We start from the raw sequence: 26,573 nt of genomic DNA, 5'->3' as shown, positions 1-26,573 counted from the left end.
GCCATTTGAATCCGGGGCGCCATCAAATACTGATGCGCGACAATTTGATATCGGGTTCCTGATTGACGCTCAGTTGCTCAACGATCGCATCCTGCAAACGGCTGCACAGCAACGGGTCGGACAGCGGCTGGTTGTGAGCGTCGGTGATGAAGAACACGTCTTCGACCCGCTCGCCGAGGGTCGCAATCTTGGCGTTCTGCAGCGACAGGTCGAATTCGAGGAAAATCCCGCCGATCCGCGCCAGCAGTCCCGGGCGGTCGGGTGCGGTCAATTCCAGCACGGTCACCGGACGCTGGGCATCGTTGTGAATCGTCACCTGCGGCGCAAAGGCGAAATGCTTGAGCTGGCGCGGCACGCGACGCTGGATGATCGTCGGGTAGTCGTCCGGATTGCGCAGGGCTTCGGTCAGGCCTTCGCGGATCTGCTTGACCCGTGCCGGGTTGTCGCCGATGGATTCGCCTTCGTTGTCGAGCACGATGTAGGTGTCGAGGGTGAACTGGCTACTCGAGGTGATAACCCGGGCGTCGTGAATGTTCAAGTTGAGCTGATCCATTGCCGCCACGGTCACGGCGAAGAAGTCATGCTGGTCCGGCGCATAAATGAAGATCTGCGTGCCGCCCTCGAATTCGCGCTGGGTGGTTTCCTTGATCAGCACCAACGGCCCGCCATCGACCGGTTGCTGCAGGATTGCATCACTGTGCCAGGCCACGTCACCGGCGGTGTGGCGCAGGAAATAGTCATCGCCCAACTGCGCCCACAACTGCTCGACATCGTCCGGATCGGTGCCACCACGCACCAGAATATCCAGCGCGGCACTTTGGGTCTGGCGGATCTGTTCTTCGCGATCCACCGGGTTTTCCAGGCCGCGGCGCAAGGCACGCTTGGTCTCGGTATAGAGCTGGCGCAACAGGCTGGCGCGCCACGAATTCCACAGCGTCGGGTTGGTCGCGTTGATGTCGGCAACCGTCAGCACATAGAGATAGTCGAGGCGGGTTTCATCGCCGACTGCCAGGGCAAAGTCGTGGATCACCTGCGGATCGGACAAGTCCTTGCGCTGCGCGGTGGTCGACATCACCAGATGGTTCTGCACCAGCCAGACAATCAGGCGGCTGTCCCACAGTGGCAACTGATGTCGCTGGCAGAACGCCTCGGCATCGACCGCGCCGATTTCCGAGTGATCGCCATGCCGGCCCTTGCCGATGTCGTGGTACAGACCGGCCATGTAGATCAGTTCGGGCTTGGGCAGTTTGGCCATGAGCTTGGCGGCCAGCGGGAATTTCTCCGAGACCTGGGTGTACTGCAATTTGCGCAGGTGTTTGATCAGGTTCAGCGTGTGCGCATCGACCGTATAGATGTGGAACAGGTCGTGCTGCATCTGCCCGACGATAAAGCCGAACTCCGGCAGGTAACGCCCGAGAATGCCGTAACGGTTCATCCGGCGCAGGTTGCGGTGGATGCCGATCTTGCACTTGAACAGCTCGATGAACAGGCTGGTGTTGCGAATATCGTTGCGGAAGTTGTCGTCGATCAGGTGACGGTGCTCGCGCAGCAGACGAATGGTGTCGGCGCGTACGCCTTTGATCTCCGGCTGCTGCGCCATCAGCACGAAAATCTCGAGCATGGCGAACGGCGTGCGGCGGAACACGTTGTCGTTGCGTGCCTCGATATAGCCGTCGTGGAGCTGGAAGCGCGAGTTGATCGGCTGCGGCGGCGCTTCGTCTTCCGGGGCGAGGATGACTTCCTCGAAGTGCTGGATGATCAGGTCGCTGAGCTGGGCGATGCTCATTACCACGCGGAAATACTGTTGCATGAAGTTTTCGACGGCCTGTTTGGCGTCGTCACCCTCAAACCCGAGCAGCCCGGCGATGGTGCGTTGATGATCGAACAGCAAGCGGTCTTCGGAGCGGCCCGCCAGCATGTGCAGCGCATAGCGCACTTTCCAGAGGAACTCCTGGGAAGAGGCGAGCAGGGCGTTTTCGCTTTCGACCAGGAAACCTTCGCCGGCGAGGGCGCGCAGGTTCAGGGTGCCGTACTGACGCCGGGCCACCCACAGAATCGTCTGGATATCCCGCAAGCCGCCGGGCGAGCCTTTGACGTTGGGTTCCAGGTTGTATTCGGTGTCGTTGTACTTGTGGTGACGGGCCTTTTGCTCGGCACGCTTGGCCAGGAAGAACTCCTTGGCCGGCCACATGTGTGCGGTGCTGGTGACGTCGAGCATGCGCTGACGCAGACGCTCGGGGCCGCAGATGGTGCGGCTTTCCATCAGGTTGGTGACGACGGTCAGGTCGGCGCGGGCTTCTTCGGCGCATTCATCGACCGAGCGCACGCTCTGGCCGACTTCCAGGCCGATGTCCCACAGCAGCGTCAGAAAACGCTCGATAGAGTCACGGAAAACTTCGTGATCGGCGCTGTCCAGCAGGATCAGCAAATCAATGTCGGAATACGGGTGCAACTCACCGCGGCCGTAGCCGCCGACCGCGACCAGCGCGATGTCGGCGTCTTCGCTCCAGGTGAACTGCTCCCAGGCCTTTTGCAGGATGTTGTCGACGAACCAGGCACGGTCTTCGATCAGACGGCGAATGTCGCGGCCATTGCGAAAACGCGTGTCGAGTACTTCGCGAGCCTGGCGGATCGCCTTCTTGAACGCCGCGATGGGACTCGCTTTCAGGGCCAGTTCAGCCTGGAACTGGCCGCGGTCGAAGAGTTCGGGATCCACCTGCGGCATCGATTGGCTTTCCTTCTATAAGGCTGGGAGCGTTGGGTGGATCAGGCCGAGACGCGCGGGATGGTGTCATCGGCGCGCAGGGTGAAGATCTCGTAACCGGTGTCGGTGACCAGCAGGGTGTGCTCCCACTGGGCCGAGAGCTTGCGGTCTTTGGTGATCGCGGTCCAGCCGTCGCCCAATACTTTGGTGTCGGCCTTGCCCTGGTTGATCATCGGTTCGATGGTGAAGGTCATGCCGGCCTTCAGTTCCATGCCGGTGCCGGCACGGCCGTAGTGCAGGATTTGCGGTTCTTCGTGGAAGACCTTGCCGATGCCATGGCCGCAGAACTCGCGAACCACCGAGAAGCCGTTCTTCTCGGCGTGCTTCTGGATGACTTCGCCGATGTCGCCGAGGCGGCAGCCAGGTTTGACGATTTCGATCGCCTTGTACATGCATTCCTGAGTGATCTGCGACAGGCGCTCGGCCCACACCGGCACTTCACCGACGTGGAACATGCGGCTGGTGTCGCCGTGGTAACCGTCTTTGATCACGGTGACGTCGATGTTCAGGGTGTCACCGTTTTTCAGCGGTTTGTCGTTCGGGATGCCGTGGCAGACCACGTGGTTGATCGAGGTGCAGATCGACTTCGGGTAGCCCTTGTAGTTGAGCGGGGCAGGGATGGCTTGCTGCACGTTGACGATGTAGTCGTGGCAGATCTGGTTCAGCTCATCGGTGGTGACGCCCGGTTTGACATGTTCGGCAATCATTTCCAGCACATCGGCGGCCAGTTTGCCGGCGACACGCATGCCAGCGATGTCCTCGGGGGTTTTGAGGTTGACGGTCATACAGGCTCTCTCTGCGCTCGGCGGCGCTTGCTGATACGAATAGGGTGGCAGGTGTGCGTTTTGCGACCCTGAAAAACGCGATTCTAACAGACGCACGGCGCAATTCAGCGCCCGCGTGCATCGCTTCTCTCTATACAATGGTGCGTTCGGGGCCGATTCCAAGGGGGCTGCGCCCATGTCCTTGGTGCGAATACAGATTCCGGGTTCCGTTTCTGCGCACCCTGTGGTATAAAATGCGCCGCTTTCCGGGGATACCCCGAAAAGCTTAAATCCACACACGTGTCGACACGATGACCTGGGTGCTTTTGGCTTTATGCCACTGGTTGGTCATTGGGATACGTGGAGGCCAAACCCGACTTATTAAGGAACTATCATGTCCCAAGTCAATATGCGCGATATGCTGAAGGCCGGTGTGCACTTCGGTCACCAAACCCGTTACTGGAATCCGAAAATGGGTAAGTACATTTTCGGCGCGCGTAACAAGATTCACATCATCAACCTTGAAAAAACCCTGCCAATGTTCAACGAAGCTCTGACTTTCGTAGAGCGTCTGGCCCAGGGCAAAAACAAGATTCTGTTCGTCGGCACCAAGCGTTCCGCTGGCAAGATCGTTGCTGAAGAAGCAGCACGTTGCGGTTCGCCGTACGTCGATCACCGCTGGTTGGGCGGCATGCTGACCAACTTCAAAACCATTCGTGCTTCCATCAAGCGTCTGCGTGACCTTGAAGTTCAAGCCGAAGACGGTACTTTCGCCAAGCTGACCAAGAAAGAAGCGCTGATGCGCTCCCGTGATCTTGAGAAGCTGGATCGTTCGCTGGGCGGCATCAAGGACATGGGCGGTCTGCCAGACGCACTGTTCGTGATCGACGTTGACCACGAGCGCATCGCGATCACCGAAGCCAACAAGCTGGGCATCCCGGTAATCGGCGTTGTCGACACCAACAGCAGCCCGGAAGGCGTTGACTACATCATCCCAGGCAACGATGACGCAATCCGCGCTATCCAGCTGTACATGGGTTCGATGGCTGACGCAGTAATCCGTGGTCGCAACAATGTTGCTGGCGGCACTGTAGAATTCGCAGCTGAAGAAACTCAGGCTGCAGCTGAGTAATTAACGCCCTGGCGTTGACTCAGTAAGCAAAAAGGGGGCTTGGCCCCCTTTTTGCCACCTCGAAAACCATTTGTCGGCGGCGCAGCTACAGCTTCTGTAACGTGCAGCAGCTACAACGTGGGGTTTGGGACGAATTGAACGCCCGTTCGATCGGGTGGAATGGTTGAAAACCTATCCAAGAGGAATTTGAAAATGGCAGCAATTACTGCAGCGTTGGTTAAAGAACTGCGCGAGCGTACCGGCGAAGGCATGATGGATTGCAAGAAAGCCCTGGAAAAGGCTGACGGCGACATCGAAAAAGCCATTGATGACATGCGTGCTTCGGGCGCAATCAAGGCTGCCAAAAAAGCTGGCAACGTTGCCGCTGAAGGCGCCATCGCTCTGAAAGAAGACGGCAAATCTGCTGTTCTGCTGGAAGTGAACTCGCAGACCGACTTCCTGGCTCTGCAGGACGACTTCAAGGCATTCGTTGCTGAAAGCATTGAAAAAGCTTTCGCTGACAAGCTGACTGATGTTGCTCCGCTGATCGAAGCTCAAGAAGCTGCTCGCCTGGTACTGGTCGGCAAGGTTGGCGAAAACGTCAACATCCGTCGTCTGGTTCGCGTAGAAGGCGACGTTGTTGGTGGCTACCTGCACGGCAACAAGATCGGTGTTGCAGTTGTTCTGAAAGGCGGTAACGTTGAACTGGCCAAAGACATCGCTATGCACGTAGCGGCCAGCAACCCTGAGTTCCTGCTGCCATCGGAAGTTTCGGCTGAAGCTATCGAACGTGAAAAAGCTGTGTTCCTGCAGTTGAACGAAGAAAAAATCAAAGGCAAGCCAGAAAACATTGTTGAAAATATGGTCAAAGGCCGTATCAGCAAGTTCCTGGCTGAAGCAAGCCTGGTTGAGCAGGCGTTCGTCAAGAACCCTGAAATCAAGGTTGGCGAACTGGCCAAGAAAGCCGGTGCTGAAATCGTTTCCTTCACCTACTTCAAAGTAGGCGAGGGCATCGAGAAGCCGGTCGACAACTTCGCTGAAGAAGTTGCTGCCCAGCTGGCTGCCGCCAAGCAATAAGACGGTTTTTCAACTGTCGCCCGAAAGAGGCTGCCCGCTCACGCGCGCAGCCTCTTTTCAGATGGGGTTGCCAATTTTTATTGGTTTCCACTTGGAACTGACTTACAAAGCCATGTTCCGATGGCGCTGAAGCAGCGCCAAGCTAGAGTGAACGCCAGCTGTAAACAGCTCGCAAAGAATTTTAAATACGCCGCAGGAGAGATTCGCAATGGCTCAGCAGGGCAGTGGTTATCAGGCTCGCTATAAACGCATTCTACTCAAGCTTAGCGGCGAGGCCCTGATGGGCTCGGAAGAGTTCGGGATCGATCCAAAAGTGCTGGATCGGATGGCACTGGAAGTCGGCCAGCTGGTCGGCATCGGCGTGCAGGTCGGTCTGGTGATCGGCGGTGGCAACCTGTTCCGTGGCGAAGCCTTGAGCAAAGCCGGTATGGATCGGGTGACAGGCGACCACATGGGCATGCTGGCCACTGTGATGAACGCCCTGGCCATGCGTGATGCGCTGGAACGTGCCAATATCTCGGCCATCGTGATGTCGGCCATTTCCATGGTTGGCGTGACCGATCACTATGATCGCCGCAAGGCCATGCGCCACCTGAACTCCAAGGACGTGGTGATTTTCGCGGCCGGTACCGGTAATCCGTTCTTTACCACGGATTCTGCAGCCTGCCTGCGCGCAATCGAGATCGATGCCGACGTCGTGCTCAAAGCGACCAAGGTCGATGGCGTCTACACCGCTGACCCGTTCAAAGACCCGCATGCCGAGAAGTTCGATCATCTGACTTATGATGAAGTGCTGGATCGCAAGCTGGGTGTAATGGATCTGACAGCTATTTGCCTGTGCCGCGACCACAAGATGCCGCTGCGCGTATTCAACATGAACAAGCCTGGTGCCCTGCTGAACATCGTCCATGGCGGCGCTGAAGGCACACTGATCGAGGAAGGTCAACAATGATCAACGAAATCAAAAAAGACGCTCAAGAGCGCATGCAAAAATCCCTGGACTCTCTGGCCCATGCATTCGGCCAGATTCGTACCGGCAAGGCTCACCCAAGCATTCTGGGTAGCGTGATGGTGCCGTACTACGGTGCTGACACCTCCATCACCCAAGTGGCCAACATCACTGTAAAGGACTCGCGCACTCTGCAAGTCGTGGCCTTCGAGCGCAACATGCTCGCAGCGGTCGACAAGGCAATCCAGAGCGCTGGCCTGAACCTCAACCCGACCAACCTGGGCGAGTTGTTGCTGATTTCCATGCCTGCCCTGACTGAAGAAACCCGCAAGGGCTTCACCAAGCAGGCGCGCAGTGCTGCTGAAGACGCTCGTGTTGCCGTGCGCAACATCCGTCGTGACGCCTTGGGCGAGCTGAAGAAACTGGTCAAGGACAAAGAAATCAGCGAAGACGAAGAGCGTCGTGCCGCTGCCGATATTCAGAAGCTCACCGACAAGGCCGAGGCTGATATCGACACGGCTACCAAGCAAAAAGAAGCGGATCTGATGGCCGTATAAGGTTCGAGCTTTTAATGGACAAGACCAAGCAGACTGCGCCGTCCGCGGTGCCGCGCCATGTCGCGATCATCATGGATGGCAACAATCGCTGGGCGAAAAAACGCTTTATGCCGGGTGTCGCCGGGCATAAAGCGGGCGTGGATGCTGTGCGTGCCGTAATCGAGGTGTGCGCCGAGGCCAAGGTCGAAGTGCTCACCTTGTTCGCGTTTTCCAGTGAGAACTGGCAGCGCCCGGCCGATGAAGTCAGTGCCTTGATGGACCTGTTCTTCAAGGCCTTGCGTCGTGAGGCCAAGCGCCTCAACGACAACAACATCAGCCTGCGCATCATTGGCGATCGTTCGCGCTTTCATCCGGAGCTTCAGGCGGCAATGCGTGAAGCCGAAGCGATGACGGCGGGCGCCAACCGATTCATCCTGCAGATCGCTGCCAATTACGGCGGTCAGTGGGATATCGCACAAGCTGCACAGCGTCTGGCGCGTGAAGTTCAGGCCGGGCACCTGCGTCCGGAAGACATCACCCCGGATCTGCTGCAAACCTGTCTGGCGACCGGCGATCTACCGTTGCCAGACCTGTGCATTCGTACCGGTGGCGAGCATCGCATCAGCAACTTCCTGCTGTGGCAACTGGCTTACGCCGAGTTGTACTTCTCCGACCTGTTCTGGCCGGACTTCAAACACGATGCCATGCGCAATGCGCTGGCCGATTTCGCTTCGCGCCAGCGTCGCTTCGGTAAAACGAGCGAACAGGTCGAAGCTGGAGCCCGGGTTTAATGCTTAAACAACGAATCATCACTGCACTGATCCTGCTGCCGATTGCCTTGTGCGGGTTTTTCCTGCTGGAAGGCTCCGGTTTTGCCTTGTTTATCGGTCTGGTCGTGACTTTGGGTGCGTGGGAATGGGCGCGTCTGGCAGGCTTCACCGGACAAACGTTCCGCGTGGGTTTTGCCGCCGTGGTCGCGTTCATGCTGTTTATCATGTACATCCTGCCCGGGCTTGCCCCGTGGGTGCTGGGTGCTTCCGTGCTGTGGTGGGCGGTGGCAACCTGGCTGGTGCTGACCTATCCGCGGTCCAGCGTGCATTGGTCCAGTGCGGCAACCAAACTGGTCATCGGCCTGCTGATTCTGCTGCCGGCCTGGCAAGGTCTGGTGCAGATCAAACAGTATCCGCTGGGTAACTGGCTGATCATGGCCGTGATGGTGCTGGTCTGGGGGGCCGATATCGGTGCCTACTTCTCTGGTCGCAAATTCGGCAAGCGCAAGCTGGCCCCGCAAGTCAGCCCAGGCAAAAGCTGGGAAGGCGTCTATGGTGGTCTTGCGCTGAGTTTGGTGATTACTGCCATTGTCGCGTTTGTTCGCGACTGGACGGTCGCCGAGTTGCTTAAAGGCTTGATTGGCGCTGCGCTGATCGTCTTCATCTCCGTGGTTGGCGACCTGACCGAAAGCATGTTCAAGCGTCAGTCCGGCATCAAGGACAGCAGTAACCTGCTACCTGGTCATGGCGGTGTGCTTGATCGTATCGACAGCCTGACAGCGGCCATCCCGGTGTTTGCCGTGCTGCTGTGGATGGCTGCACCGTGAGTCGCCCTCAACAGGTCACCGTTCTGGGTGCGACCGGCTCGATCGGTCTGAGTACGCTGGATGTCATTGGCCGCCATCCTGAGCGTTATCAGGTGTTCGCGCTGAGTGGTTTCACGCGCCTGAGCGAGCTTTTCGCCTTGTGCGTGCGTCACGTGCCGCAATTTGCCGTGGTGCCGGAAGCTGCCGCTGCGCGCGGTTTGCAGGATGATTTGCGTGCGGCCGGTTTACCGACCCGCGTGCTGGTGGGGGAGGAGGGTCTGTGCCAGGTCGCTGCTGCTCCTGAGGTCGATGCCGTAATGGCGGCGATCGTTGGTGCGGCAGGTCTGCGTCCGACCCTGGCGGCCGTCGAGGCCGGCAAGAAGATTCTCCTGGCCAATAAAGAGGCGCTGGTGATGTCCGGCGCCCTGTTCATGCAGGCAGTGCGCAAGAGCGGTTCGGTGCTGCTGCCGATCGACAGCGAACACAACGCGATTTTCCAGTGCATGCCACAGGATTTTGCCCGTGGATTGAGCTCGGTCGGTGTCCGTCGGATTTTACTCACAGCCTCTGGTGGTCCGTTCCGACAGACACCGATGAGTGAGTTGGCGCATGTTTCACCTGAGCAGGCGTGTGCTCACCCGAACTGGTCCATGGGGCGCAAGATTTCGGTCGATTCGGCCAGCATGATGAACAAAGGTCTCGAACTGATCGAGGCCTGTTGGTTGTTTGATGCCAAGCCCTCGCAGGTCGAGGTGGTGATCCACCCGCAGAGCGTGATTCACTCGCTGGTCGATTATGTCGATGGCTCGGTGCTGGCGCAGTTGGGCAATCCCGACATGCGCACGCCGATTGCCAATGCCCTGGCCTGGCCGGAGCGCATTGATTCCGGCGTGGCACCGCTGGATCTGTTTGCTGTGGCGCGCCTGGACTTCGAGGCGCCGGATGAAGAACGCTTCCCTTGCCTGCGTCTGGCCCGGCAAGCTGCCGAAGCTGGCGACAGTGCTCCGGCGATGCTCAACGCAGCGAACGAAGTAGCGGTGGCAGCGTTTCTCGACGGACGGGTTCGTTACCTGGAAATCGCGAGTATCATCGAGGAGGTATTGAGCCTCGAACCGGTCGTAGCATTGGCAGACCTCGATGCCGTATTTACGGCAGACGCCAAGGCGCGAGTTCTGGCCGAGCAGTGGCTGAAGCGCCACGATCGATAGAATTTGCTACACAATGGCTACACGCGGCACTGAACAGGATTGCGGAGAAAATAGATGAGCGCGCTCTATATGATTGCCGGCACCCTGATCGCTTTGGGTGTGCTGGTCACCTTTCACGAATTCGGCCACTTCTGGGTCGCGCGTCGCTGTGGCGTCAAGGTTCTACGTTTTTCCGTAGGCTTTGGCATGCCGTTGTTGCGCTGGCACGACAAGCAAGGCACCGAGTTTGTGGTTGCCGCGATTCCGCTGGGCGGCTACGTCAAAATGCTCGACGAACGTGAGGGCGAAGTCCCGGTCGATCAGCTTGATCAGTCGTTCAACCGCAAATCCGTGCGTCAGCGTATCGCCATTGTTGCGGCCGGCCCCATTGCCAATTTTCTCTTGGCGCTGGTGTTCTTCTGGGTGTTGGCGATGCTCGGCAGCGAACAGGTGCGTCCGGTCATCGGTGCGGTTGAATCCGGCAGTATCGCCGCCAGTGCCGGTTTGAGCGCAGGTGAAGAGATCGTGGCGATCGATGGAGAGCCGACTACCGGTTGGGCGGCCGTCAATCTGCAGTTGGTCCGGCGCCTGGGCGAAAGCGGTTCTCTGCAGTTGCTGGTGCGTGAGCAGGGTTCGACAGCGGATTCGCCGCGTGAGCTGAAGCTGGATAACTGGCTTAAAGGTGCTGATGAGCCAGACCCGATCCGCTCTTTGGGTATTCGTCCGTGGCGCCCGGCTTTGCCACCGGTGCTTGCCGAGCTTGATCCGAAAGGCCCGGCTCAGGCTGCCGGTCTGAAGACGGGTGATCGCCTGCTGGCCCTTGACGGCCAGACGCTGAATGACTGGCAGCAAGTGGTCGATACCGTTCGTACGCGTCCTGATACCAAAATCATGCTGCGCATCGAGCGCGACAGTGCTCAAATCGACGTCCCTGTCACTCTGGCGGCGCGCGGTGAAAGCAAATCGCCAAGCGGATATCTGGGTGCAGGTGTAAAAGCTGTCGACTGGCCGCCGGAGATGATTCGCGAGGTCAGTTACGGGCCTCTTGCTGCCATTGGCGAGGGTGCCCGTCGCACTTGGACCATGAGCATTCTGACGCTCGATTCGCTAAAGAAAATGCTGTTCGGCGAGCTCTCGGTAAAAAACTTGAGTGGACCGATAACCATTGCTAAAGTGGCGGGCGCTTCTGCCCAGTCGGGCGTCGCTGATTTCCTGAATTTCCTTGCTTATCTGAGTATTAGCCTGGGGGTTCTGAATTTGCTGCCCATTCCTGTACTGGATGGGGGGCATTTGTTGTTTTATCTGATCGAGTGGGCGCGTGGTCGTCCCTTGTCGGATCGGGTGCAAGGTTGGGGGATACAGATCGGTATCAGTTTGGTGGTCGGGGTGATGTTGCTTGCTCTGGTCAACGATCTGGGTCGACTGTAACGCTTCGCTGAATTGCGAATCTGCCGCATTTTGCGGCAGTTTGTTTATTGCCAGTTGGAATAAGAAAGGACTTCATGAAACGTCTGCTGCTAACTGCGGTTCTCACCGTATTGATGATCGCCGAAGTTCACGCCGAGTCCTTCACTATCTCTGATATTCGCGTCAATGGCCTCCAGCGGGTCTCCGCGGGTAGCGTCTTTGGTGCCTTGCCGTTGAACGTCGGTGAGCAGGCGGATGATCGTCGCCTGGTGGAATCCACTCGTGCGTTGTTCAAAACCGGTTTCTTTCAAGATATCCAGCTGGGCCGCGAAGGCAACGTTCTGGTCATCACGGTCGTTGAACGCCCGTCGGTCGCCAGTATCGAGATCGAAGGCAACAAGGCGATCTCCACTGAAGACTTGATGAAAGGTCTCAAACAGTCTGGTCTGGCTGAAGGCGAGATCTTCCAGCGCGCCACCCTTGAGGGTGTGCGTAACGAACTGCAACGTCAGTACGTCGCGCAAGGCCGTTACTCGGCTACCGTTGATACCGAAGTGGTGTCGCAGCCGCGTAACCGCGTTGGTCTGAAAGTGAAGATCAACGAAGGCACCGTTGCGGCCATTCAGCACATCAACGTGGTGGGTAACACGGTTTTCCCTGAGGAAGACCTGACCGATCTGTTCGAGCTGAAAACCACCAACTGGCTGTCGTTCTTCAAGAACGATGACAAGTACGCCCGTGAAAAGCTTTCCGGTGACCTGGAGCGTCTGCGCTCCTACTACCTGGACCGTGGCTATATCAACATGGATATCGCTTCGACCCAGGTATCCATCACCCCGGACAAGAAGCACGTCTACATCACTGTCAACGTCAACGAAGGCGAGAAGTACACCGTTCGTGACGTCAAGCTCAGCGGTGATCTGAAAGTCCCTGAGGACCAAGTCAAATCCCTGCTGCTGGTGCAGAAGGGGCAGGTGTTCTCGCGCAAGCTGATGACCACCACGTCCGAACTGATCACCCGTCGACTGGGTAACGAGGGTTACACCTTCGCCAACGTCAACGGCGTACCTCAGCCGCACGATGATGATCACACTGTAGATATTCTGTTCGCCGTTGATCCGGGCAAGCGAGCCTATGTCAATCGCATCAACTTCCGTGGCAACACCAAGTCCGAGGACGAAGTGCTGCGTCGTGAAATGCGTCAGATGGAAGGCGGTTGGGCTTCGACTTACCTGATCGACCAATCCAAAACCCGTCTTGAGCGTCTGGGCTTCTTTAAAGAGGTCAACGTTGAAACCCCGGCCGTGCCAGGTGTCGACGACCAGGTTGACGTGAATTACGCCGTGGAAGAGCAGGCTTCCGGTTCGATTACCGCCAGTGTCGGTTTCGCCCAGAGTGCCGGTCTGATCCTCGGTGGTTCGATCACCCAGAACAACTTCCTTGGTACCGGTAACCGCGTCAGCGTCGGCCTGACCCGCAGTGAATACCAGAGCCGCTACAACTTCGGCTACGTTGACCCGTACTGGACCGCCGATGGTGTGAGCCTGGGTTACAACGCGTTCTATCGCACCACCGACTACAAAGACCTCGACGTCGACGTAGCAAGCTATGCGGTCGACAGCCTGGGTGCCGGCGTGAACGTTGGCTACCCGATCAGCGAGACTTCGCGTCTGACCTTTGGCCTGTCGGTTCAACAGGACGAGATCAAGACCGGTACCTACACCGTTGACGAGATTTTCGACTTCGTTAACAAGGAAGGCGACAAGTACCTGAACTTCAAGGCTTCGGCCGGTTGGTCCGAATCGACGCTGAACAAAGGCGTACTGCCGACCCGTGGTCGTTCCCAGAGTCTGACCCTGGAAACCACCGTGCCGGGCAGCGACCTGTCGTTCTACAAACTGGATTACCGCGGTCAGCTGTTCCAGCCGATCAGCGAGAACTACACCCTGCGTCTGCACACCGAGCTGGGTTATGGCGATGGATACGGCGGAACCGATGGCTTGCCATTCTATGAAAACTACTATGCTGGTGGTTTCAACTCGGTTCGTGGCTTCAAGGACAGCACCCTCGGCCCGCGCAGTACGCCGAGCCGTGGCACCAACCCGGGCACATTGGCTGACCCGGACCAGGATCCACTGCCGTTCGGTGGTAACGTCCTGATCCAGGGTGGTGTCGAGGTTCTGTTCCCGCTGCCGTTCGTGAAAGATCAACGTTCGCTGCGCACCTCTGTTTTCTGGGATGTGGGTAACGTATTTGACTCGCAGTGCAAGGACACTACCAATGCAAACGGCTCGACGTCGAACACCAAGTGCAACGACATCAGCCTGAGCAACATGGCCAGTTCCGTGGGTGTGGGTGTGACCTGGGTCACCGCACTGGGTCCTCTGAGCTTCGCGTTGGCCATGCCGATCAAGAAGCCGGATGAGGCTGAAACTCAAGTGTTCCAATTCTCCCTCGGCCAGACGTTCTAAGCGTCTGACCCAAGATAACGACAATGGATTTTGTAGGAGTGCATCGTGCGTAAGTTGACTCAATTGGTTCTCCTGGCCTCCTTGATGGTGGCAGGCCCGGCATTTGCCGACATGAAAATTGCCGTTCTGAACTATCAGATGGCCTTGCTGGAATCCGACGCTGCGAAGAAGTACGCCGTGGATGCCGAGAAGAAGTTCGGTCCGCAACTGACCAAGCTGAAAACGCTGGAAAGCAGCGCCAAGGGTATTCAGGATCGTCTGATGGCCGGTGGCGACAAAATGCAGCAGGGTGAGCGTGAGCGTCTGGAGCTGGAATTCAAGCAAAAGGCCCGTGACTTCCAGTTCCAGTCCAAGGAGCTGAACGAAGCCAAAGCCGTTGCTGACCGCGAAATGCTCAAGCAACTGAAGCCGAAGCTGGATAGCGCAGTGGAAGAAGTCATCAAGAAAGGTGGTTTTGATCTGGTGTTCGAGCGTGGTGCAGTGATCGATGTCAAACCTCAGTACGACATCACGCGCCAGGTTATCGAGCGCATGAATCAGCTGAAGTAACCCATGACCGTGAATATCAAGCTCGGCCAATTGGCCGAGTTCCTCGGCGCCACCCTGCGTGGCGACCCTGAGACGAAAATTACTGGGCTAGCCACTTTGCAAGAGGCTGGCCCAGCTCAGTTGAGCTTTCTGGCAAACCCTCAATATCGCAAATACCTCGCCGGCTCGCAGGCGGCAGCACTGCTGCTCAAAGAAGCCGATGCCGAAGGTTTTGCCGGTAATGCGTTGGTGGTGCCGGATCCTTACCTGGCTTACGCGCGAATCTCGCATCTGTTCGATCCCAAGCCAAAAGCCACTGCGGGTATCCATCCGTCGGCGGTCATTGCGCCTGACGCAGTGGTTGATCCAGCCGCCAGCATCGGCCCATTCGTGGTGATCGAGGCCGGTGCGCGGATCGCGGCAAACGTGACACTGGGCGCGCATTGCTTCATCGGCGCGCGCAGTGAAATTGGCGAAGGCGGCTGGCTCGCGCCACGCGTGACGCTGTATCACGACGTGCGCATCGGCAAGCGTGTGGTTATCCAGTCTGGTGCCGTGCTCGGCGGTGAAGGTTTCGGTTTCGCCAATGAAAAAGGCATCTGGCAGAAAATCGCCCAGATCGGTGGTGTGACCATCGGCGACGATGTCGAGATTGGCGTGAACACCGCCATCGACCGCGGCGCGTTGGCCGATACCGTGATCGGCAATGGCGTTAAGCTCGATAACCAGATCCAGATCGCCCACAACGTTCAGGTCGGTGATCACACCGCCATGGCGGCGTGTGTCGGCATTTCCGGCAGCACCAAAATCGGCAAGCACTGCATGCTCGCCGGCGGTGTTGGCCTGGTCGGCCACATTGAAATTTGCGACAACGTTTTCCTCACCGGGATGACCATGGTGACCCACTCGATTACCGAGCCGGGTGCCTATTCTTCCGGTACAGCCATGCAACCGGCGGCCGAATGGCGCAAAAGCGCGGCCCGCATCCGTCAGCTCGATGACATCGCGCGACGTTTGAAACAGCTGGAAAAGCGCGTAGGGGAAGTGACCCCTGACGGCAATGCTTCATCAGATGGCTGATACCATTTCCATATCAAGTGTGCACAGCCTCTAGACTGCCTCCTTGATTTGCTAGAGGAGTGCGCGTCAGTCGCGCTCCCAATCTTTACATAGGCTTCCCCCCGAAATGATGGACATCAACGAGATTCGCGAATACCTGCCTCACCGTTACCCGTTCCTGCTGGTGGACCGGGTGGTGGAACTGGACACTGAAGGCAAGCGCATTCGCGCCTACAAGAATGTCAGCATCAATGAACCGTTCTTCAATGGTCACTTCCCTGCGCATCCAATCATGCCGGGCGTGCTGATCATCGAAGCGATGGCTCAGGCTGCCGGGATCCTCGGTTTCAAAATGCTTGACGTGAAGCCTGCCGACGGCACGCTTTACTACTTCGTCGGTTCCGACAAGCTGCGCTTCCGTCAGCCGGTGTTGCCGGGCGATCAGCTTATCCTCGAAGCCAAGTTCATCAGTTGCAAGCGCCAGATCTGGAAGTTCGAATGCCAGGCTTCGGTTGATGGCAAGCCGGTCTGCTCGGCTGAAATCATCTGCGCGGAACGCAAGCTATGAGTTTGATTGACCCTCGCGCAATCATCGATCCATCGGCCGTTCTGGCTGATGGCGTCGAGGTCGGCCCGTGGTCGATCATCGGCGCAGGTGTGGAAATCGGCGAGGGTACCGTGATCGGGCCGCATGTAATCCTCAAAGGCCCGACCCGCATCGGCAAACACAATCGCATCTACCAGTTTTCCTCGGTAGGCGAAGACACGCCCGATCTGAAGTACAAGGGTGAAGAAACCCGTCTGGTGATCGGTGACCACAACGTCATCCGCGAAGGCGTGACGATTCACCGTGGCACCGTGCAGGACCGTTCGGAAACCACGCTGGGCGATCACAACCTGATCATGGCCTATGCGCACATCGGCCACGACAGCGTTATCGGCAACCACTGCATTCTGGTCAACAACACGGCTTTGGCCGGCCATGTGCATGTGGATGACTGGGCGATCCTCTCCGGGTTCACCCTGGTTCACCAGTATTGCCACATTGGCGCCCACAGCTTTTCCGGCATGGGCACCGCCATCGGCAAGGACGTTCCGGCGTTCGTCACCGTGTTCGGCAACCCGGCCGAAGCGCGCAGCATGAACTTCGAAGGCATGCGCCGTCGCGGTTTCAGCGAGGACGCGATCCACACCCTGCGTCGCGCTTACAAAACCGTCTATCGTCAGGGCCTCACGGTCGAACAGGCGCTGGCCGAGCTGGCCGAACCTGCAGCGCAGTTCCCGGAAGTCGCGATATTCCGCGACTCCATCCAGTCGTCGACTCGCGGCATCACTCGCTGATCATGGCCAATCTGCGTATCGCGCTGGTAGCGGGTGAAGCTTCCGGTGACATTCTCGGCGCCGGTCTTATGCGCGCCCTCAAGGCGCAGCATCCGGCGGTCGAGTTCATCGGCGTCGGTGGCCCGTTGATGCAGGCCGAAGGCCTGACCTCCTATTTTCCCATGGAGCGCTTGTCGGTCATGGGCCTGGTGGAAGTGCTCGGGCGCCTGCGCGAATTGCTTAAGCGCCGCAAGGACCTGATCGCCACGCTGATCGCCGAGAAACCGGATGTGTTCATCGGTATCGACGCGCCGGACTTCAATCTCAATATCGAACTCAAGCTGCGTCAGGCCGGGATCAAAACCGTGCATTACGTCAGCCCTTCGGTGTGGGCATGGCGACAGAAGCGCGTGCTGAAGATCCGCGAAGGTTGCGATCTGATGCTGACACTGCTGCCGTTCGAAGCAAAATTCTACGAAGAGAAAGGCGTGCCGGTGCGGTTCGTTGGCCACACACTGGCCGACACCATCCCGCTGGAGGCCGACCGCTCTGCGGCGCGTGCCGAGTTGGGCTTGCCCGACGGCCCGCTGGTGGCGTTGATGCCCGGCAGCCGTGGCGGCGAAGTCTCCCGTCTCGGTGCGCTGTTCCTCGATACTGCTGAACGCCTGCGCGCGATGCGCCCGGGTTTGCGCTTTGTCATCCCGTGCGCCAATCCGGAGCGCCGCGCGCAGCTTGAAGAGTTGCTTGCGGGGCGTGATCTGCCGGTAACCCTGCTCGACGGCAAATCCCATCTGGCACTGGCTGCGTGCAACGCCGTGCTGATTGCCTCCGGCACCGCGACCCTCGAAGCGCTGTTGTACAAGCGGCCGATGGTGGTGGCGTACCGCTTGGCACCGCTGACGTTCTGGATTCTCAAACGCATGGTCAAGAGCCCGTACGTGTCCTTGCCGAATCTGCTGGCCCAGCGTCTGCTGGTTCCAGAATTGTTGCAGGATGATGCGACGGTCGAAGCATTGGCGCAGACCCTGTCGCCGCTGATCGAAGGCGGCGAAGAACAGACCCGCGGGTTCGACGAGATCCACCGCACACTGCGGCTGGATGCTTCTAATCAGGCGGCGGACGCCGTCCTCAACCTGATCGGTCAGACACGATGAGCAAGGCAAGCATGCAGATGGGCCTGGATTTCACCCTGGTCGCCGAAGTCGAAGAACTGGTCGCCGGCGTCGATGAAGTCGGTCGTGGTCCGTTGTGCGGTGCAGTGGTCACGGCAGCGGTGATCCTCGATCCGAATCGGCCGATTCTCGGCCTCAACGATTCGAAGAAGCTCACCGAAGCCAAGCGCGAAAAGCTCTACGACGAAATCATCGAGAAATCCCTGAGCTGGTGCATTGCCCGCGCCGAAGTCGAAGAAATCGACGAGCTGAATATTTTGCACGCGACCATGCTGGCCATGCAGCGCGCAGTCGCCGGCCTGCACATTCAGCCGAAGCTGGCGATGATCGACGGCAATCGCTGTCCGCAATTGCCGATGCGCGCCGAAGCGGTGGTGCAGGGCGACGGCAAGGTGCCGGCCATTGCTGCGGCGTCGATTCTGGCCAAAGTCAGTCGCGACCGTGAAATGGCTGCATTCGAATTGATCTACCCGGGTTACGGCATCGGCGGCCATAAAGGCTACCCGACGCCCGTTCATCTGGAAGCCTTGGTGCGCCTTGGCCCGACGCCGATTCACCGGCGCTCGTTCGCCCCGGTGCGTCAGGCTTATGAAGCGCTGGAAGGTCTGACGCAGGTTTAGTCGCAAGGCTGATGTTTTGTTCGAGGCCCGGTACAATCCGGGCCTTGTTGTCTCTATGTAACTGGACAGGATCACTATGCCGGCTTCATTCGTTCATCTACGCCTGCACACTGAATACTCCCTGGTCGACGGGCTGGTGCGGATCAAGCCGCTGGTCAAGGCGCTGACCGCCATGAACATGCCGGCGGTCGCGGTCACCGACCAGAACAACATGTGTTCTCTGGTCAAATTCTATAAAAACACCATGGGCGCCGGCATCAAGCCGATTTGCGGCGCCGACCTGTGGCTGTCGAACAAAGACCCGGATGCACCGCTGAGTCGCATCAGCCTGTTGGTGATGAACGCCAAGGGCTATCGCAACCTCACCGAGTTGATCTCGCGCGGCTTCATCGAAGGCCAGCGCAACGGCATGATCATTGTCGAGCGTGAGTGGGTTGCCGAAGCCAACGAAGGCCTGATCATGCTGTCCGCCGCCAAAGAAGGCGAGATCGGCATGGCCATGATCGGCGGCAATCCGGCCGAAGCCGAAGCCCTGACGCGCGAATGGATGGTGGTGTTCCCGGATCGTTTCTATCTGGAAATCCAGCGCACCAATCGTCCTAACGATGAAGAGCAACTGCACGGTGCCGTAGCGCTTGCCGACAAACTGGGCGCGCCGCTGGTGGCAACCAACGACGTGCGCTTCATCAAGCAGGAAGACTTCGCCGCCCACGAAACCCGCGTGTGCATCGGTGAGGGCCGTGCCCTCGACGATCCGCGCCGTTCGAAGAATTACAGCGATCAGCAATACCTGAAAAGCGCCGAGGAAATGATCGAGCTGTTCAGCGATATTCCCGACGCGATTGAAAACACCGTCGAGATCGCCAAGCGCTGCAACATCGAAGTGAAGCTGGGCACGCACTTTTTGCCCAACTTCCCGATCCCCGATGGCATGACCATCGATGAGTATTTCCGCAAAGTGTCCTTCGACGGTCTCGAAGAACGCCTGGCGGTACTGCTGCCCAAAGACACCACCGAAGACTACGAAGCCAAGCGCCAGGTCTATGTCGATCGCTTGAATTTCGAGCTGGATATCATCATCCAGATGGGCTTCCCCGGTTACTTCCTGATCGTTATGGACTTTATCCAGTGGGCCAAGAATAACGGCGTACCGGTAGGTCCTGGCCGGGGGTCGGGTGCCGGTTCGCTGGTGGCCTACGTGCAGAAGATCACCGACCTCGATCCGCTGGAATACGACCTGCTGTTCGAACGTTTCCTTAACCCGGAACGGGTCTCCATGCCCGACTTCGACGTCGACTTCTGCATGGACGGTCGTGACCGCGTGATTGATTACGTGGCCGAAAAATACGGCCGCAACGCGGTAAGCCAGATCATCACCTTCGGTTCCATGGCCGCCAAGGCTGTGGTGCGTGACGTGGCGCGGGTACAGGGCAAGTCTTACGGTCTGGCCGATCGTCTGTCGAAGATGATTCCGTTCGAAGTCGGCATGACCCTGGAAAAAGCCTACGAACAGGAAGAGATCCTGCGTGACTTCATCAAGGTCGATGAAGAGGCGGCGGAAATCTGGGAGATGGCGCGCAAGCTCGAAGGCGTTGTGCGTAACGTCGGTAAACACGCCGGTGGTGTGGTTATCGCGCCGACCAAGCTGACTGACTTCTCGCCGATCTATTGCGATGAGGCCGGTGACGGTCTGGTAACCCAGTTCGACAAGGACGATGTTGAAGCGGCCGGTCTGGTGAAGTTCGACTTCCTCGGTCTGCGGACCCTGACAATCATCGACTGGGCGCTGAAAACGATTAACCGCGACCGCGCCAAGGTCAACGAGCCGCCGCTGGATATCGCGTTTATCCCGCTGGACGACAAACCGACGTACTCGTTGTTGCAGAAAGCTGAGACCACTGCGGTATTCCAGCTTGAATCGCGCGGCATGAAAGAGCTGATCAAAAAGCTCAAGCCCGACTGCCTGGAAGACCTGATCGCACTGGTGGCCCTGTTCCGTCCAGGCCCGCTGCAGTCCGGCATGGTGGACGACTTTATCAACCGTAAGCACGGTCGCGCCGAACTGGCGTACCCGCACTCGGACTATCAGTACGAAGGCCTCAAGCCAGTATTGGCACCGACTTACGGCATCATCCTGTATCAGGAACAGGTGATGCAGATTGCCCAGGTCATGGCCGGTTACACCCTCGGTGGTGCGGACATGCTCCGTCGGGCGATGGGTAAGAAAAAGCCTGAGGAAATGGCCAAGCAGCGCGGCGGTTTCATTGAAGGTTGCGCGACCAACAATATTGACGCCGACCTCGCCGGTAACATTTTCGACCTGGTAGAAAAATTCGCCGGTTACGGCTTCAACAAATCCCACTCCGCCGCCTACGGCCTGGTCTCGTACCAGACTGCGTGGCTGAAAGCTCACTACCCGGCGCCGTTCATGGCCGCGGTACTGTCGGCGGATATGCACAACACCGACAAGGTCGTGACCTTGATCGAAGAAATTCGCACCATGAAGCTGCGTCTCGACGCGCCGGATGTGAATACTTCGGAGTTCAAGTTCACGGTGAACGACGATGGCCGCATCGTCTATGGCCTCGGCGCGATCAAAGGCGTCGGCGAAGGCCCGGTTGAGGCGATCACCGAAGCGCGTCAGGCCGGTCCGTTCAAGGATCTGTTCGACTTCTGCGCCCGTGTCGACCTCAAGCGCATCAACAAACGTACGCTGGACGGCCTGATCCGCAGCGGTGCGCTGGATCGTCTGGGCCCGTACTTCCACGACGAGCAAAAGGCTTACCAGGCCAATATCGACCGTAACCGTGCCGTGCTGCTGGCGGCGATGGAAGAGGCGATCAAGGCGGCCGAACAAACCGCGCGCACCCACGACAGCGGCCATGCCGACCTGTTCGGCGGGCTGTTTGTCGAGGAAGACGCCGATGTTTATGCGTCCCATCGCAAGGCCAAGGAGCTGACCCTCAAGGAACGCCTCAAAGGTGAAAAAGACACCTTGGGTCTGTACCTGACCGGTCACCCGATTGACGAATACGAAGGCGAAATTCGCCGTTTCGCCCGCCAGCGCATCATCGACCTGAAACCGGCGCGCGACACGCAGACCGTGGCCGGGATGATCATTGCCCTGCGCGTGATGAAGAACAAGAAGGGCGACAAGATGGGCTTCATCACCCTCGACGACCGCTCAGGGCGGATCGAGGCTTCCTTGTTTGCCGATGCGTTCCACTCTGCGCAATCGTTGTTGCAGACCGACGCGATGGTGGTGGTCGAAGGCGAAGTCAGCAACGACGACTTCTCCGGTGGTCTGCGCCTGCGGGTCAAGCGGGTGATGAGCATGGAAGATGCGCGCACCAACCTCGCCGAGAGCCTGCGCCTGAAGCTGCAAACCCAGGACCTGAAAGGCGATCAGCTACGCTGGTTGGGTGATTTGCTCAAGCGTCATCGCGGCGCGTGCCCGATCACCATGGAGTACACCAGCCCGGATGCGAAGACCTTGCTGCAGTTCGGCGAGACCTGGCGAATTGATCCGGCGGATGCGTTGATTCAAGCCCTGCGTGACCAGTTCGGGCGAGACAACGTCTTCCTCCAATACCGTTGACCGGCAAGTGCCATCATTGCGCTTGCCCGCAACCTGAATTTTTAATCTCGACCTCAGCGCGCCTCTCCCTTAAGGTAGGGCGCGAATAGACAACCGGCCGGCCCAAGCTCATTTGGGACACGACCCAAGACGGACGCCTATGAACCCGAATTTTCTAGATTTCGAACAGCCGATCGCCGACCTGCAAGCCAAGATCGAAGAGTTGCGCTTGGTCGGTAATGACAATTCGCTGAATATCGGCGATGAGATCTCCCGCCTGCAGGACAAAAGCAAAACGCTGACCGAAGACATCTTCGGCAAGCTGACCAGCTGGCAGATCGCACGCCTGGCGCGTCACCCGAAACGCCCGTACACCCTCGACTACATCGAGCACATCTTCACCGAGTTCGACGAACTGCACGGCGACCGTCACTTCTCTGACGACGCGGCCATCGTTGGCGGCATCGCCCGTCTGGAAGACCAGCCGGTGATGGTCATCGGTCACCAGAAGGGCCGTGAAGTGCGCGAGAAGGTACGCCGCAACTTCGGTATGCCGCGTCCGGAAGGCTACCGCAAGGCTTGCCGCCTGATGGAAATGGCCGAGCGTTTCAAAATGCCGATCCTGACCTTCATCGACACCCCGGGCGCCTACCCGGGTATCGACGCTGAAGAGCGCAACCAGAGCGAAGCAATTGCCTGGAACCTGCGCGTGATGTCGCGCCTGAAAACGCCGATCATCGCTACCGTTATCGGTGAGGGTGGTTCCGGTGGTGCACTGGCGATCGGCGTCTGCGATCAGCTGAACATGCTGCAATACTCGACTTACGCGGTGATCTCGCCGGAAGGTTGCGCTTCGATTCTGTGGAAAACCGCGGAAAAGGCGCCGGATGCGGCTGAAGCGATGGGCATTACTGCCGAGCGTCTGAAAGGTCTGGGCATTGTCGACAAGGTGATTGGCGAGCCACTGGGCGGCGCTCACCGTGACCCGGCGGCTGCGGCGGCTTCGATCCGTGCCGAGCTGAGCTCGCAACTGGCGATGCTGAAGAAGTTCGATAACGAAGCGCTGTTGAAGCGTCGTTATGATCGGCTGATGAGCTACGGTCTCTAAGTCGAACGCAGTACCCCTGTAGGAGCTGCCGAAGGCTGCGATCTTTCAAGATCAAAAGATCGCAGCCTTCGGCAGCTCCTACAGGATCTTTGAGAAGCGACCCTCTCTATGAATTCTTCGAAGAGTGATTTGCCGTCGCGGCTTCTGCTGAACCTTGAGCCTTGGCGCAATGCCGCTCATTGGCGTATCGCCTTCTCTGGTGGACTCGATTCCACTGTTCTGCTGCATCTGCTTGCCCATCTCGTAAAAACCGAATCCCTGCCCCCGCTGTGCGCTGTTCATATCCATCACGGCCTCCAGGCTGCGGCTGATGCGTGGCCGCAACATTGCCAGTCCATCTGCGATGCGCTGGGTGTGCCGTTGCTGATCGAGCGGGTGAAGGTGCAACCGGGTGCAAGCCTGGAGCGCGCGGCGCGGGATGCGCGATACGCGGTGTTCAGTTCGCTGACGCAAGCCAATGACGTATTGCTCACTGGCCAGCATCGCGATGATCAAGCGGAGACACTTTTGTTCCGGTTATTACGTGGCGCCGGTGTGCGCGGATTGTCCGGGATGCCGACGCAGCGGCCAGTGGGGCAGGGCACGCTGGTTCGTCCGTTGCTGGAAATCTCCCGGGCCGAACTGGAAGCGTATGCGCAGGCTCATCAATTGCGCTGGATTGAAGACCCATCAAATGAGGATCGGCAATTCTCGCGCAACTATCTGCGCCATCAGGTCATGCCGCTGCTGACCGGGCGCTGGCCGCAGGCGCAGGCGAGCATGGCCCGCAGCGCTGCGCATCTGCGTGAGGCCCAGGGACTGCTCGATGAGTTGGCGCAGATTGATCTGGCTCAAGCCGCCACCGCTCATGAATTCGAATGGCTGGGATTGCCGTCGCTGGAGCTGGCGCCCCTCGCCGCACTGTCCGCGGCCCGCCAACGAAACGCGATCAGCCATTGGCTCGAGCCCTCCACACAACTGCCCGATAGTGACCATTGGTCGGGATGGACGGATCTGTGCGCGGCCGCTCACGATGCTTCACCCGTCTGGCGGCTGGCTGAGGGCGAGCTGCACCGTAGCGCCGGTCGAGTGTGGTGGCTGAGCGGCAACTGGTTGCGCACGCCAGTGATCGGTGCCGACTGGCAAGCGCCGTCGTCAGCGCTACGCTTGGCCGATAATGGCCGTGTCATGTTCAGCGGGCAGGCGCCTTCCGGGCCTTTGCAGATTCGCTATCGTCAGGGCGGCGAAGTCATGCACCTGGCGGATCGCGGTCACCGCGATCTCAAGCGCCTGCTCAATGAGCGCGCGGTGCCGGGCTTCGTCCGTGGCAGATTGCCGCTGCTGTTTCGCGGTGATGAATTGCTCGCGGTGGCGAACCTGCCGGGACTTGATGGACCTGTGCAGGGCGGCTGGAAATTGCATTGGCTGCCAACAGACGAAGATCAAGGTTTGAGCTGAAAGGAGCATTCCGGTAGACTACGCTCCCTTCTTGATACAACTTCTGTGGATTCGCCTGAATTGCAGGAGTTGCCGATTACCAAGCAGTCTTTGCTGGGCGATTCCAAAAAATGTGTAGCGAGCAACGTACCGGTGTTTCACCTGCCGGTCTGTCCCAACGCGGCGGTTTTTTTGAAAGGTGCACTGTGATTAATGCAGGTGATCGGGGGCTTCGGCCTTCCTTCGCTTTCCCCGGCGGCTCGTACCGCTTTAACGCAGACTTCTAGGGTTTTTCATGACGCGCTACATATTCGTCACGGGCGGTGTTGTTTCTTCATTGGGGAAAGGCATTGCATCGGCTTCATTGGCAGCCATCCTGGAGGCGCGGGGACTTAAGGTCACCATGCTGAAGCTGGATCCGTACATCAACGTCGATCCGGGCACGATGAGCCCGTTCCAGCACGGTGAAGTGTTCGTCACCCACGACGGCGCCGAGACCGACCTGGACCTGGGCCACTACGAGCGGTTCATCCGCACGACCATGACCCAGAACAACAACTTCACCACCGGCCGTGTCTACGAACACGTGCTGCGCAAAGAGCGCCGTGGTGACTACCTGGGTGCGACCATCCAGGTGATCCCGCACATCACTGACGAAATCAAGCGCCGCATCATCAAAGGTGCCGGTGACGCTGACGTGGCGATGGTTGAAATCGGTGGCACCGTCGGTGACATCGAGTCGCAACCGTTCCTCGAAGCCATCCGTCAACTGCGTTTCGAAGTCGGCGCCAAGCGCGCGATGCTGATGCACCTGACGCTGGTGCCGTACATCGCCACCGCTGGCGAAACCAAGACCAAACCAACTCAGCACTCGGTAAAAGAGCTGCGTTCGATCGGTCTGCAGCCGGACGTGCTGGTGTGCCGTTCCGATCACCCGATCGACATCTCGTCGCGTCGCAAGATTGCCCAGTTCACCAACGTTGAAGAGCGTGCGGTAATTGCGCTGGAAGACGCCGACACCATCTACAAGATCCCGGGCATCCTGCACTCGCAGGGTCTGGACGATTTCGTCGTTGAGCGTTTCGGTCTGCAATGCGGTAGCGCTGATCTGTCCGAGTGGGAAGCGGTGGTTGATGCCAAGCTGAACCCGGAACACGAAGTGACCATCGCCATGGTCGGCAAGTACATGGAGCTGCTGGACGCCTACAAATCGCTGATCGAAGCGATGAGTCATGCCGGCATCAGCAACCGCACCAAGGTCAACCTGCGCTACATCGACTCCGAAGACATCGAAAACCAGGGCACTGCGCTGCTCGAAGGTGTCGACGCGATCCTCGTACCGGGCGGCTTCGGTCTGCGTGGCGTGGAAGGCAAGATCACTGCCGTTCAGTACGCTCGCGAAAACAAGGTTCCATACCTGGGTATCTGCCTCGGTATGCAAGTGGCGGTCATCGAGTTCGCCCGTAACGTGATGGGCTGGAAAGACGCCAACTCCACCGAGTTCGATCGCGCCAGCGGTCATCCGGTTGTCGGTCTGATCACCGAGTGGGAAGACGCGACCGGTGCCGTTGAAGTGCGTACCGAATCGTCTGATCTGGGCGGCACCATGCGTCTCGGCGCTCAGGACTGCCTGCTCGAAGCCGGCTCCAAGGTGCACGACTGCTACGGCAAGGATGTGATCGTCGAGCGTCACCGTCACCGTTACGAAGTGAACAACAACCTGCTGCCACAACTGATCGAAGCCGGCCTGAAAATCTCCGGTCGCTCCGCTGACGCGGCGCTGGTTGAAGTGGTTGAAGCGGCCGATCACCCTTGGTTCGTCGCTTGCCAGTTCCACCCTGAGTTCACCTCGACACCACGCGATGGCCATCCGCTGTTCAGCGGTTTTGTCAAAGCAGCGTTGGCTCAACACCAGAAGAAGGCTTAATCCC

21 protein-coding genes are annotated in these 26,573 nt (G+C 58.6%); 19 read left to right on the top strand and 2 right to left on the bottom strand.

Going from position 1 to position 26,573, the window contains the following annotated elements:
* Nucleotides 1-22 precede the first annotated feature (22 nt).
* Together ACM6JQ_RS21715 and map are read right to left on the bottom strand one after the other, a co-directional pair.
* Complete coding sequence (locus ACM6JQ_RS21715; protein WP_007908858.1) at nt 23-2,725, bottom strand: [protein-PII] uridylyltransferase; 2,703 nt, start codon at nt 2,723-2,725, stop codon at nt 23-25.
* Between the two features lie 41 nt (nt 2,726-2,766).
* Nucleotides 2,767-3,549 (bottom strand): type I methionyl aminopeptidase, encoded by a 783-nt coding sequence (map, locus tag ACM6JQ_RS21710; protein ID WP_007908857.1) that lies wholly within the window; start codon nt 3,547-3,549, stop codon nt 2,767-2,769.
* A gap of 373 nt (nt 3,550-3,922) precedes the next feature.
* Between map and rpsB the strand changes: the two genes are divergently transcribed.
* The 19 genes from rpsB (at nt 3,923) to ACM6JQ_RS21615 (ending at nt 26,569) form a co-directional block, all read left to right on the top strand.
* Nucleotides 3,923-4,660, top strand: a complete 738-nt coding sequence (rpsB, locus tag ACM6JQ_RS21705) for a 30S ribosomal protein S2 (protein WP_003222119.1) — start codon at nt 3,923-3,925, stop codon at nt 4,658-4,660.
* Between the two features lie 192 nt (nt 4,661-4,852).
* Complete coding sequence (gene tsf / locus ACM6JQ_RS21700; RefSeq protein ID WP_007908856.1) at nt 4,853-5,716, top strand: translation elongation factor Ts; 864 nt, start codon at nt 4,853-4,855, stop codon at nt 5,714-5,716.
* Nucleotides 5,717-5,924: 208 nt separating this feature from the next.
* Entirely contained in the window at nt 5,925-6,668 is a 744-nt protein-coding gene (pyrH, locus tag ACM6JQ_RS21695; protein WP_003222124.1) for a UMP kinase, read from the top strand.
* Entirely contained in the window at nt 6,665-7,222 is a 558-nt protein-coding gene (gene frr / locus ACM6JQ_RS21690; RefSeq protein WP_007908855.1) for a ribosome recycling factor, read from the top strand. The genes pyrH and frr overlap by 4 nt, the downstream gene beginning before the upstream one ends.
* 14 nt (nt 7,223-7,236) lie before the next feature.
* Nucleotides 7,237-7,992 carry a polyprenyl diphosphate synthase gene (uppS, locus tag ACM6JQ_RS21685; protein ID WP_007908854.1) on the top strand — a complete coding sequence of 252 codons (756 nt, stop codon included), beginning with the start codon at nt 7,237-7,239 and terminating at the stop codon, nt 7,990-7,992.
* Entirely contained in the window at nt 7,992-8,798 is an 807-nt protein-coding gene (locus ACM6JQ_RS21680; RefSeq protein WP_095112516.1) for a phosphatidate cytidylyltransferase, read from the top strand. The genes uppS and ACM6JQ_RS21680 overlap by 1 nt, the downstream gene beginning before the upstream one ends.
* On the top strand, nt 8,795-9,985 hold the full coding sequence (ispC, locus tag ACM6JQ_RS21675; protein WP_007908852.1) for a 1-deoxy-D-xylulose-5-phosphate reductoisomerase: 1,191 nt from the start codon (nt 8,795-8,797) through the stop codon (nt 9,983-9,985). Before ACM6JQ_RS21680 ends, ispC begins: the two co-directional genes overlap by 4 nt.
* A gap of 54 nt (nt 9,986-10,039) precedes the next feature.
* The gene (gene rseP, locus ACM6JQ_RS21670) at nt 10,040-11,392 is read left to right on the top strand and encodes a sigma E protease regulator RseP (RefSeq protein ID WP_095112514.1); all 1,353 of its coding nucleotides are present in this window, start codon (nt 10,040-10,042) and stop codon (nt 11,390-11,392) included.
* A 74-nt stretch (nt 11,393-11,466) separates the two neighbouring features.
* Nucleotides 11,467-13,842 (top strand): outer membrane protein assembly factor BamA, encoded by a 2,376-nt coding sequence (gene bamA, locus ACM6JQ_RS21665; protein ID WP_007908850.1) that lies wholly within the window; start codon nt 11,467-11,469, stop codon nt 13,840-13,842.
* A gap of 45 nt (nt 13,843-13,887) precedes the next feature.
* Nucleotides 13,888-14,391 (top strand): OmpH family outer membrane protein, encoded by a 504-nt coding sequence (locus tag ACM6JQ_RS21660; protein WP_007908849.1) that lies wholly within the window; start codon nt 13,888-13,890, stop codon nt 14,389-14,391.
* A gap of 3 nt (nt 14,392-14,394) precedes the next feature.
* Nucleotides 14,395-15,450 (top strand): UDP-3-O-(3-hydroxymyristoyl)glucosamine N-acyltransferase, encoded by a 1,056-nt coding sequence (gene lpxD, locus ACM6JQ_RS21655; RefSeq protein ID WP_007908848.1) that lies wholly within the window; start codon nt 14,395-14,397, stop codon nt 15,448-15,450.
* A gap of 106 nt (nt 15,451-15,556) precedes the next feature.
* Nucleotides 15,557-15,997 (top strand): 3-hydroxyacyl-ACP dehydratase FabZ, encoded by a 441-nt coding sequence (fabZ, locus tag ACM6JQ_RS21650; RefSeq protein WP_003222142.1) that lies wholly within the window; start codon nt 15,557-15,559, stop codon nt 15,995-15,997.
* Nucleotides 15,994-16,770, top strand: a complete 777-nt coding sequence (lpxA, locus tag ACM6JQ_RS21645) for an acyl-ACP--UDP-N-acetylglucosamine O-acyltransferase (protein WP_007908847.1) — start codon at nt 15,994-15,996, stop codon at nt 16,768-16,770. The genes fabZ and lpxA overlap by 4 nt, the downstream gene beginning before the upstream one ends.
* A 2-nt stretch (nt 16,771-16,772) precedes the next feature.
* Nucleotides 16,773-17,903, top strand: a complete 1,131-nt coding sequence (lpxB, locus tag ACM6JQ_RS21640) for a lipid-A-disaccharide synthase (RefSeq protein ID WP_123374595.1) — start codon at nt 16,773-16,775, stop codon at nt 17,901-17,903.
* An 11-nt stretch (nt 17,904-17,914) separates the two neighbouring features.
* Entirely contained in the window at nt 17,915-18,541 is a 627-nt protein-coding gene (gene rnhB / locus ACM6JQ_RS21635) for a ribonuclease HII (RefSeq protein ID WP_007908845.1), read from the top strand.
* Between the two features lie 76 nt (nt 18,542-18,617).
* On the top strand, nt 18,618-22,139 hold the full coding sequence (dnaE, locus tag ACM6JQ_RS21630; RefSeq protein ID WP_414894655.1) for a DNA polymerase III subunit alpha: 3,522 nt from the start codon (nt 18,618-18,620) through the stop codon (nt 22,137-22,139).
* A gap of 139 nt (nt 22,140-22,278) precedes the next feature.
* The gene (locus tag ACM6JQ_RS21625; protein ID WP_007908843.1) at nt 22,279-23,226 is read left to right on the top strand and encodes an acetyl-CoA carboxylase carboxyltransferase subunit alpha; all 948 of its coding nucleotides are present in this window, start codon (nt 22,279-22,281) and stop codon (nt 23,224-23,226) included.
* Between the two features lie 108 nt (nt 23,227-23,334).
* Nucleotides 23,335-24,663 carry a tRNA lysidine(34) synthetase TilS gene (gene tilS / locus ACM6JQ_RS21620; protein WP_414894654.1) on the top strand — a complete coding sequence of 443 codons (1,329 nt, stop codon included), beginning with the start codon at nt 23,335-23,337 and terminating at the stop codon, nt 24,661-24,663.
* 274 nt (nt 24,664-24,937) lie between these two features.
* Entirely contained in the window at nt 24,938-26,569 is a 1,632-nt protein-coding gene (locus tag ACM6JQ_RS21615) for a CTP synthase (RefSeq protein WP_007908841.1), read from the top strand.
* Nucleotides 26,570-26,573 lie beyond the last annotated feature (4 nt).

Source organism: Pseudomonas sp. IT-232MI5 (assembly GCF_949767845.1).
Classification (GTDB): domain Bacteria; phylum Pseudomonadota; class Gammaproteobacteria; order Pseudomonadales; family Pseudomonadaceae; genus Aquipseudomonas.
This window is presented reverse-complemented; position numbering and strand designations above follow the sequence as displayed.

Bases quoted from the DNA above. Each gene is read 5' to 3' on its own strand.
- rseP (WP_095112514.1), top strand. From the start codon at position 10,040: ATGAGCGCGCTCTATATGATTGCCGGCACCCTGATCGCTTTGGGTGTG.
- pyrH (WP_003222124.1), top strand. From the start codon at position 5,925: ATGGCTCAGCAGGGCAGTGGTTATCAGGCTCGCTATAAACGCATTCTA.
- uppS (WP_007908854.1), top strand. From the start codon at position 7,237: ATGGACAAGACCAAGCAGACTGCGCCGTCCGCGGTGCCGCGCCATGTC.
- fabZ (WP_003222142.1), top strand. From the start codon at position 15,557: ATGATGGACATCAACGAGATTCGCGAATACCTGCCTCACCGTTACCCG.
- frr (WP_007908855.1), top strand. From the start codon at position 6,665: ATGATCAACGAAATCAAAAAAGACGCTCAAGAGCGCATGCAAAAATCC.
- ACM6JQ_RS21680 (WP_095112516.1), top strand. From the start codon at position 7,992: ATGCTTAAACAACGAATCATCACTGCACTGATCCTGCTGCCGATTGCC.
- lpxB (WP_123374595.1), top strand. From the start codon at position 16,773: ATGGCCAATCTGCGTATCGCGCTGGTAGCGGGTGAAGCTTCCGGTGAC.
- tilS (WP_414894654.1), top strand. From the start codon at position 23,335: ATGAATTCTTCGAAGAGTGATTTGCCGTCGCGGCTTCTGCTGAACCTT.
- ACM6JQ_RS21625 (WP_007908843.1), top strand. From the start codon at position 22,279: ATGAACCCGAATTTTCTAGATTTCGAACAGCCGATCGCCGACCTGCAA.
- ACM6JQ_RS21615 (WP_007908841.1), top strand. From the start codon at position 24,938: ATGACGCGCTACATATTCGTCACGGGCGGTGTTGTTTCTTCATTGGGG.
- dnaE (WP_414894655.1), top strand. From the start codon at position 18,618: ATGCCGGCTTCATTCGTTCATCTACGCCTGCACACTGAATACTCCCTG.
- map (WP_007908857.1), bottom strand. From the start codon at position 3,549: ATGACCGTCAACCTCAAAACCCCCGAGGACATCGCTGGCATGCGTGTC.
- bamA (WP_007908850.1), top strand. From the start codon at position 11,467: ATGAAACGTCTGCTGCTAACTGCGGTTCTCACCGTATTGATGATCGCC.
- rpsB (WP_003222119.1), top strand. From the start codon at position 3,923: ATGTCCCAAGTCAATATGCGCGATATGCTGAAGGCCGGTGTGCACTTC.
- lpxA (WP_007908847.1), top strand. From the start codon at position 15,994: ATGAGTTTGATTGACCCTCGCGCAATCATCGATCCATCGGCCGTTCTG.
- tsf (WP_007908856.1), top strand. From the start codon at position 4,853: ATGGCAGCAATTACTGCAGCGTTGGTTAAAGAACTGCGCGAGCGTACC.
- rnhB (WP_007908845.1), top strand. From the start codon at position 17,915: ATGCAGATGGGCCTGGATTTCACCCTGGTCGCCGAAGTCGAAGAACTG.
- ACM6JQ_RS21715 (WP_007908858.1), bottom strand. From the start codon at position 2,725: ATGCCGCAGGTGGATCCCGAACTCTTCGACCGCGGCCAGTTCCAGGCT.
- lpxD (WP_007908848.1), top strand. From the start codon at position 14,395: ATGACCGTGAATATCAAGCTCGGCCAATTGGCCGAGTTCCTCGGCGCC.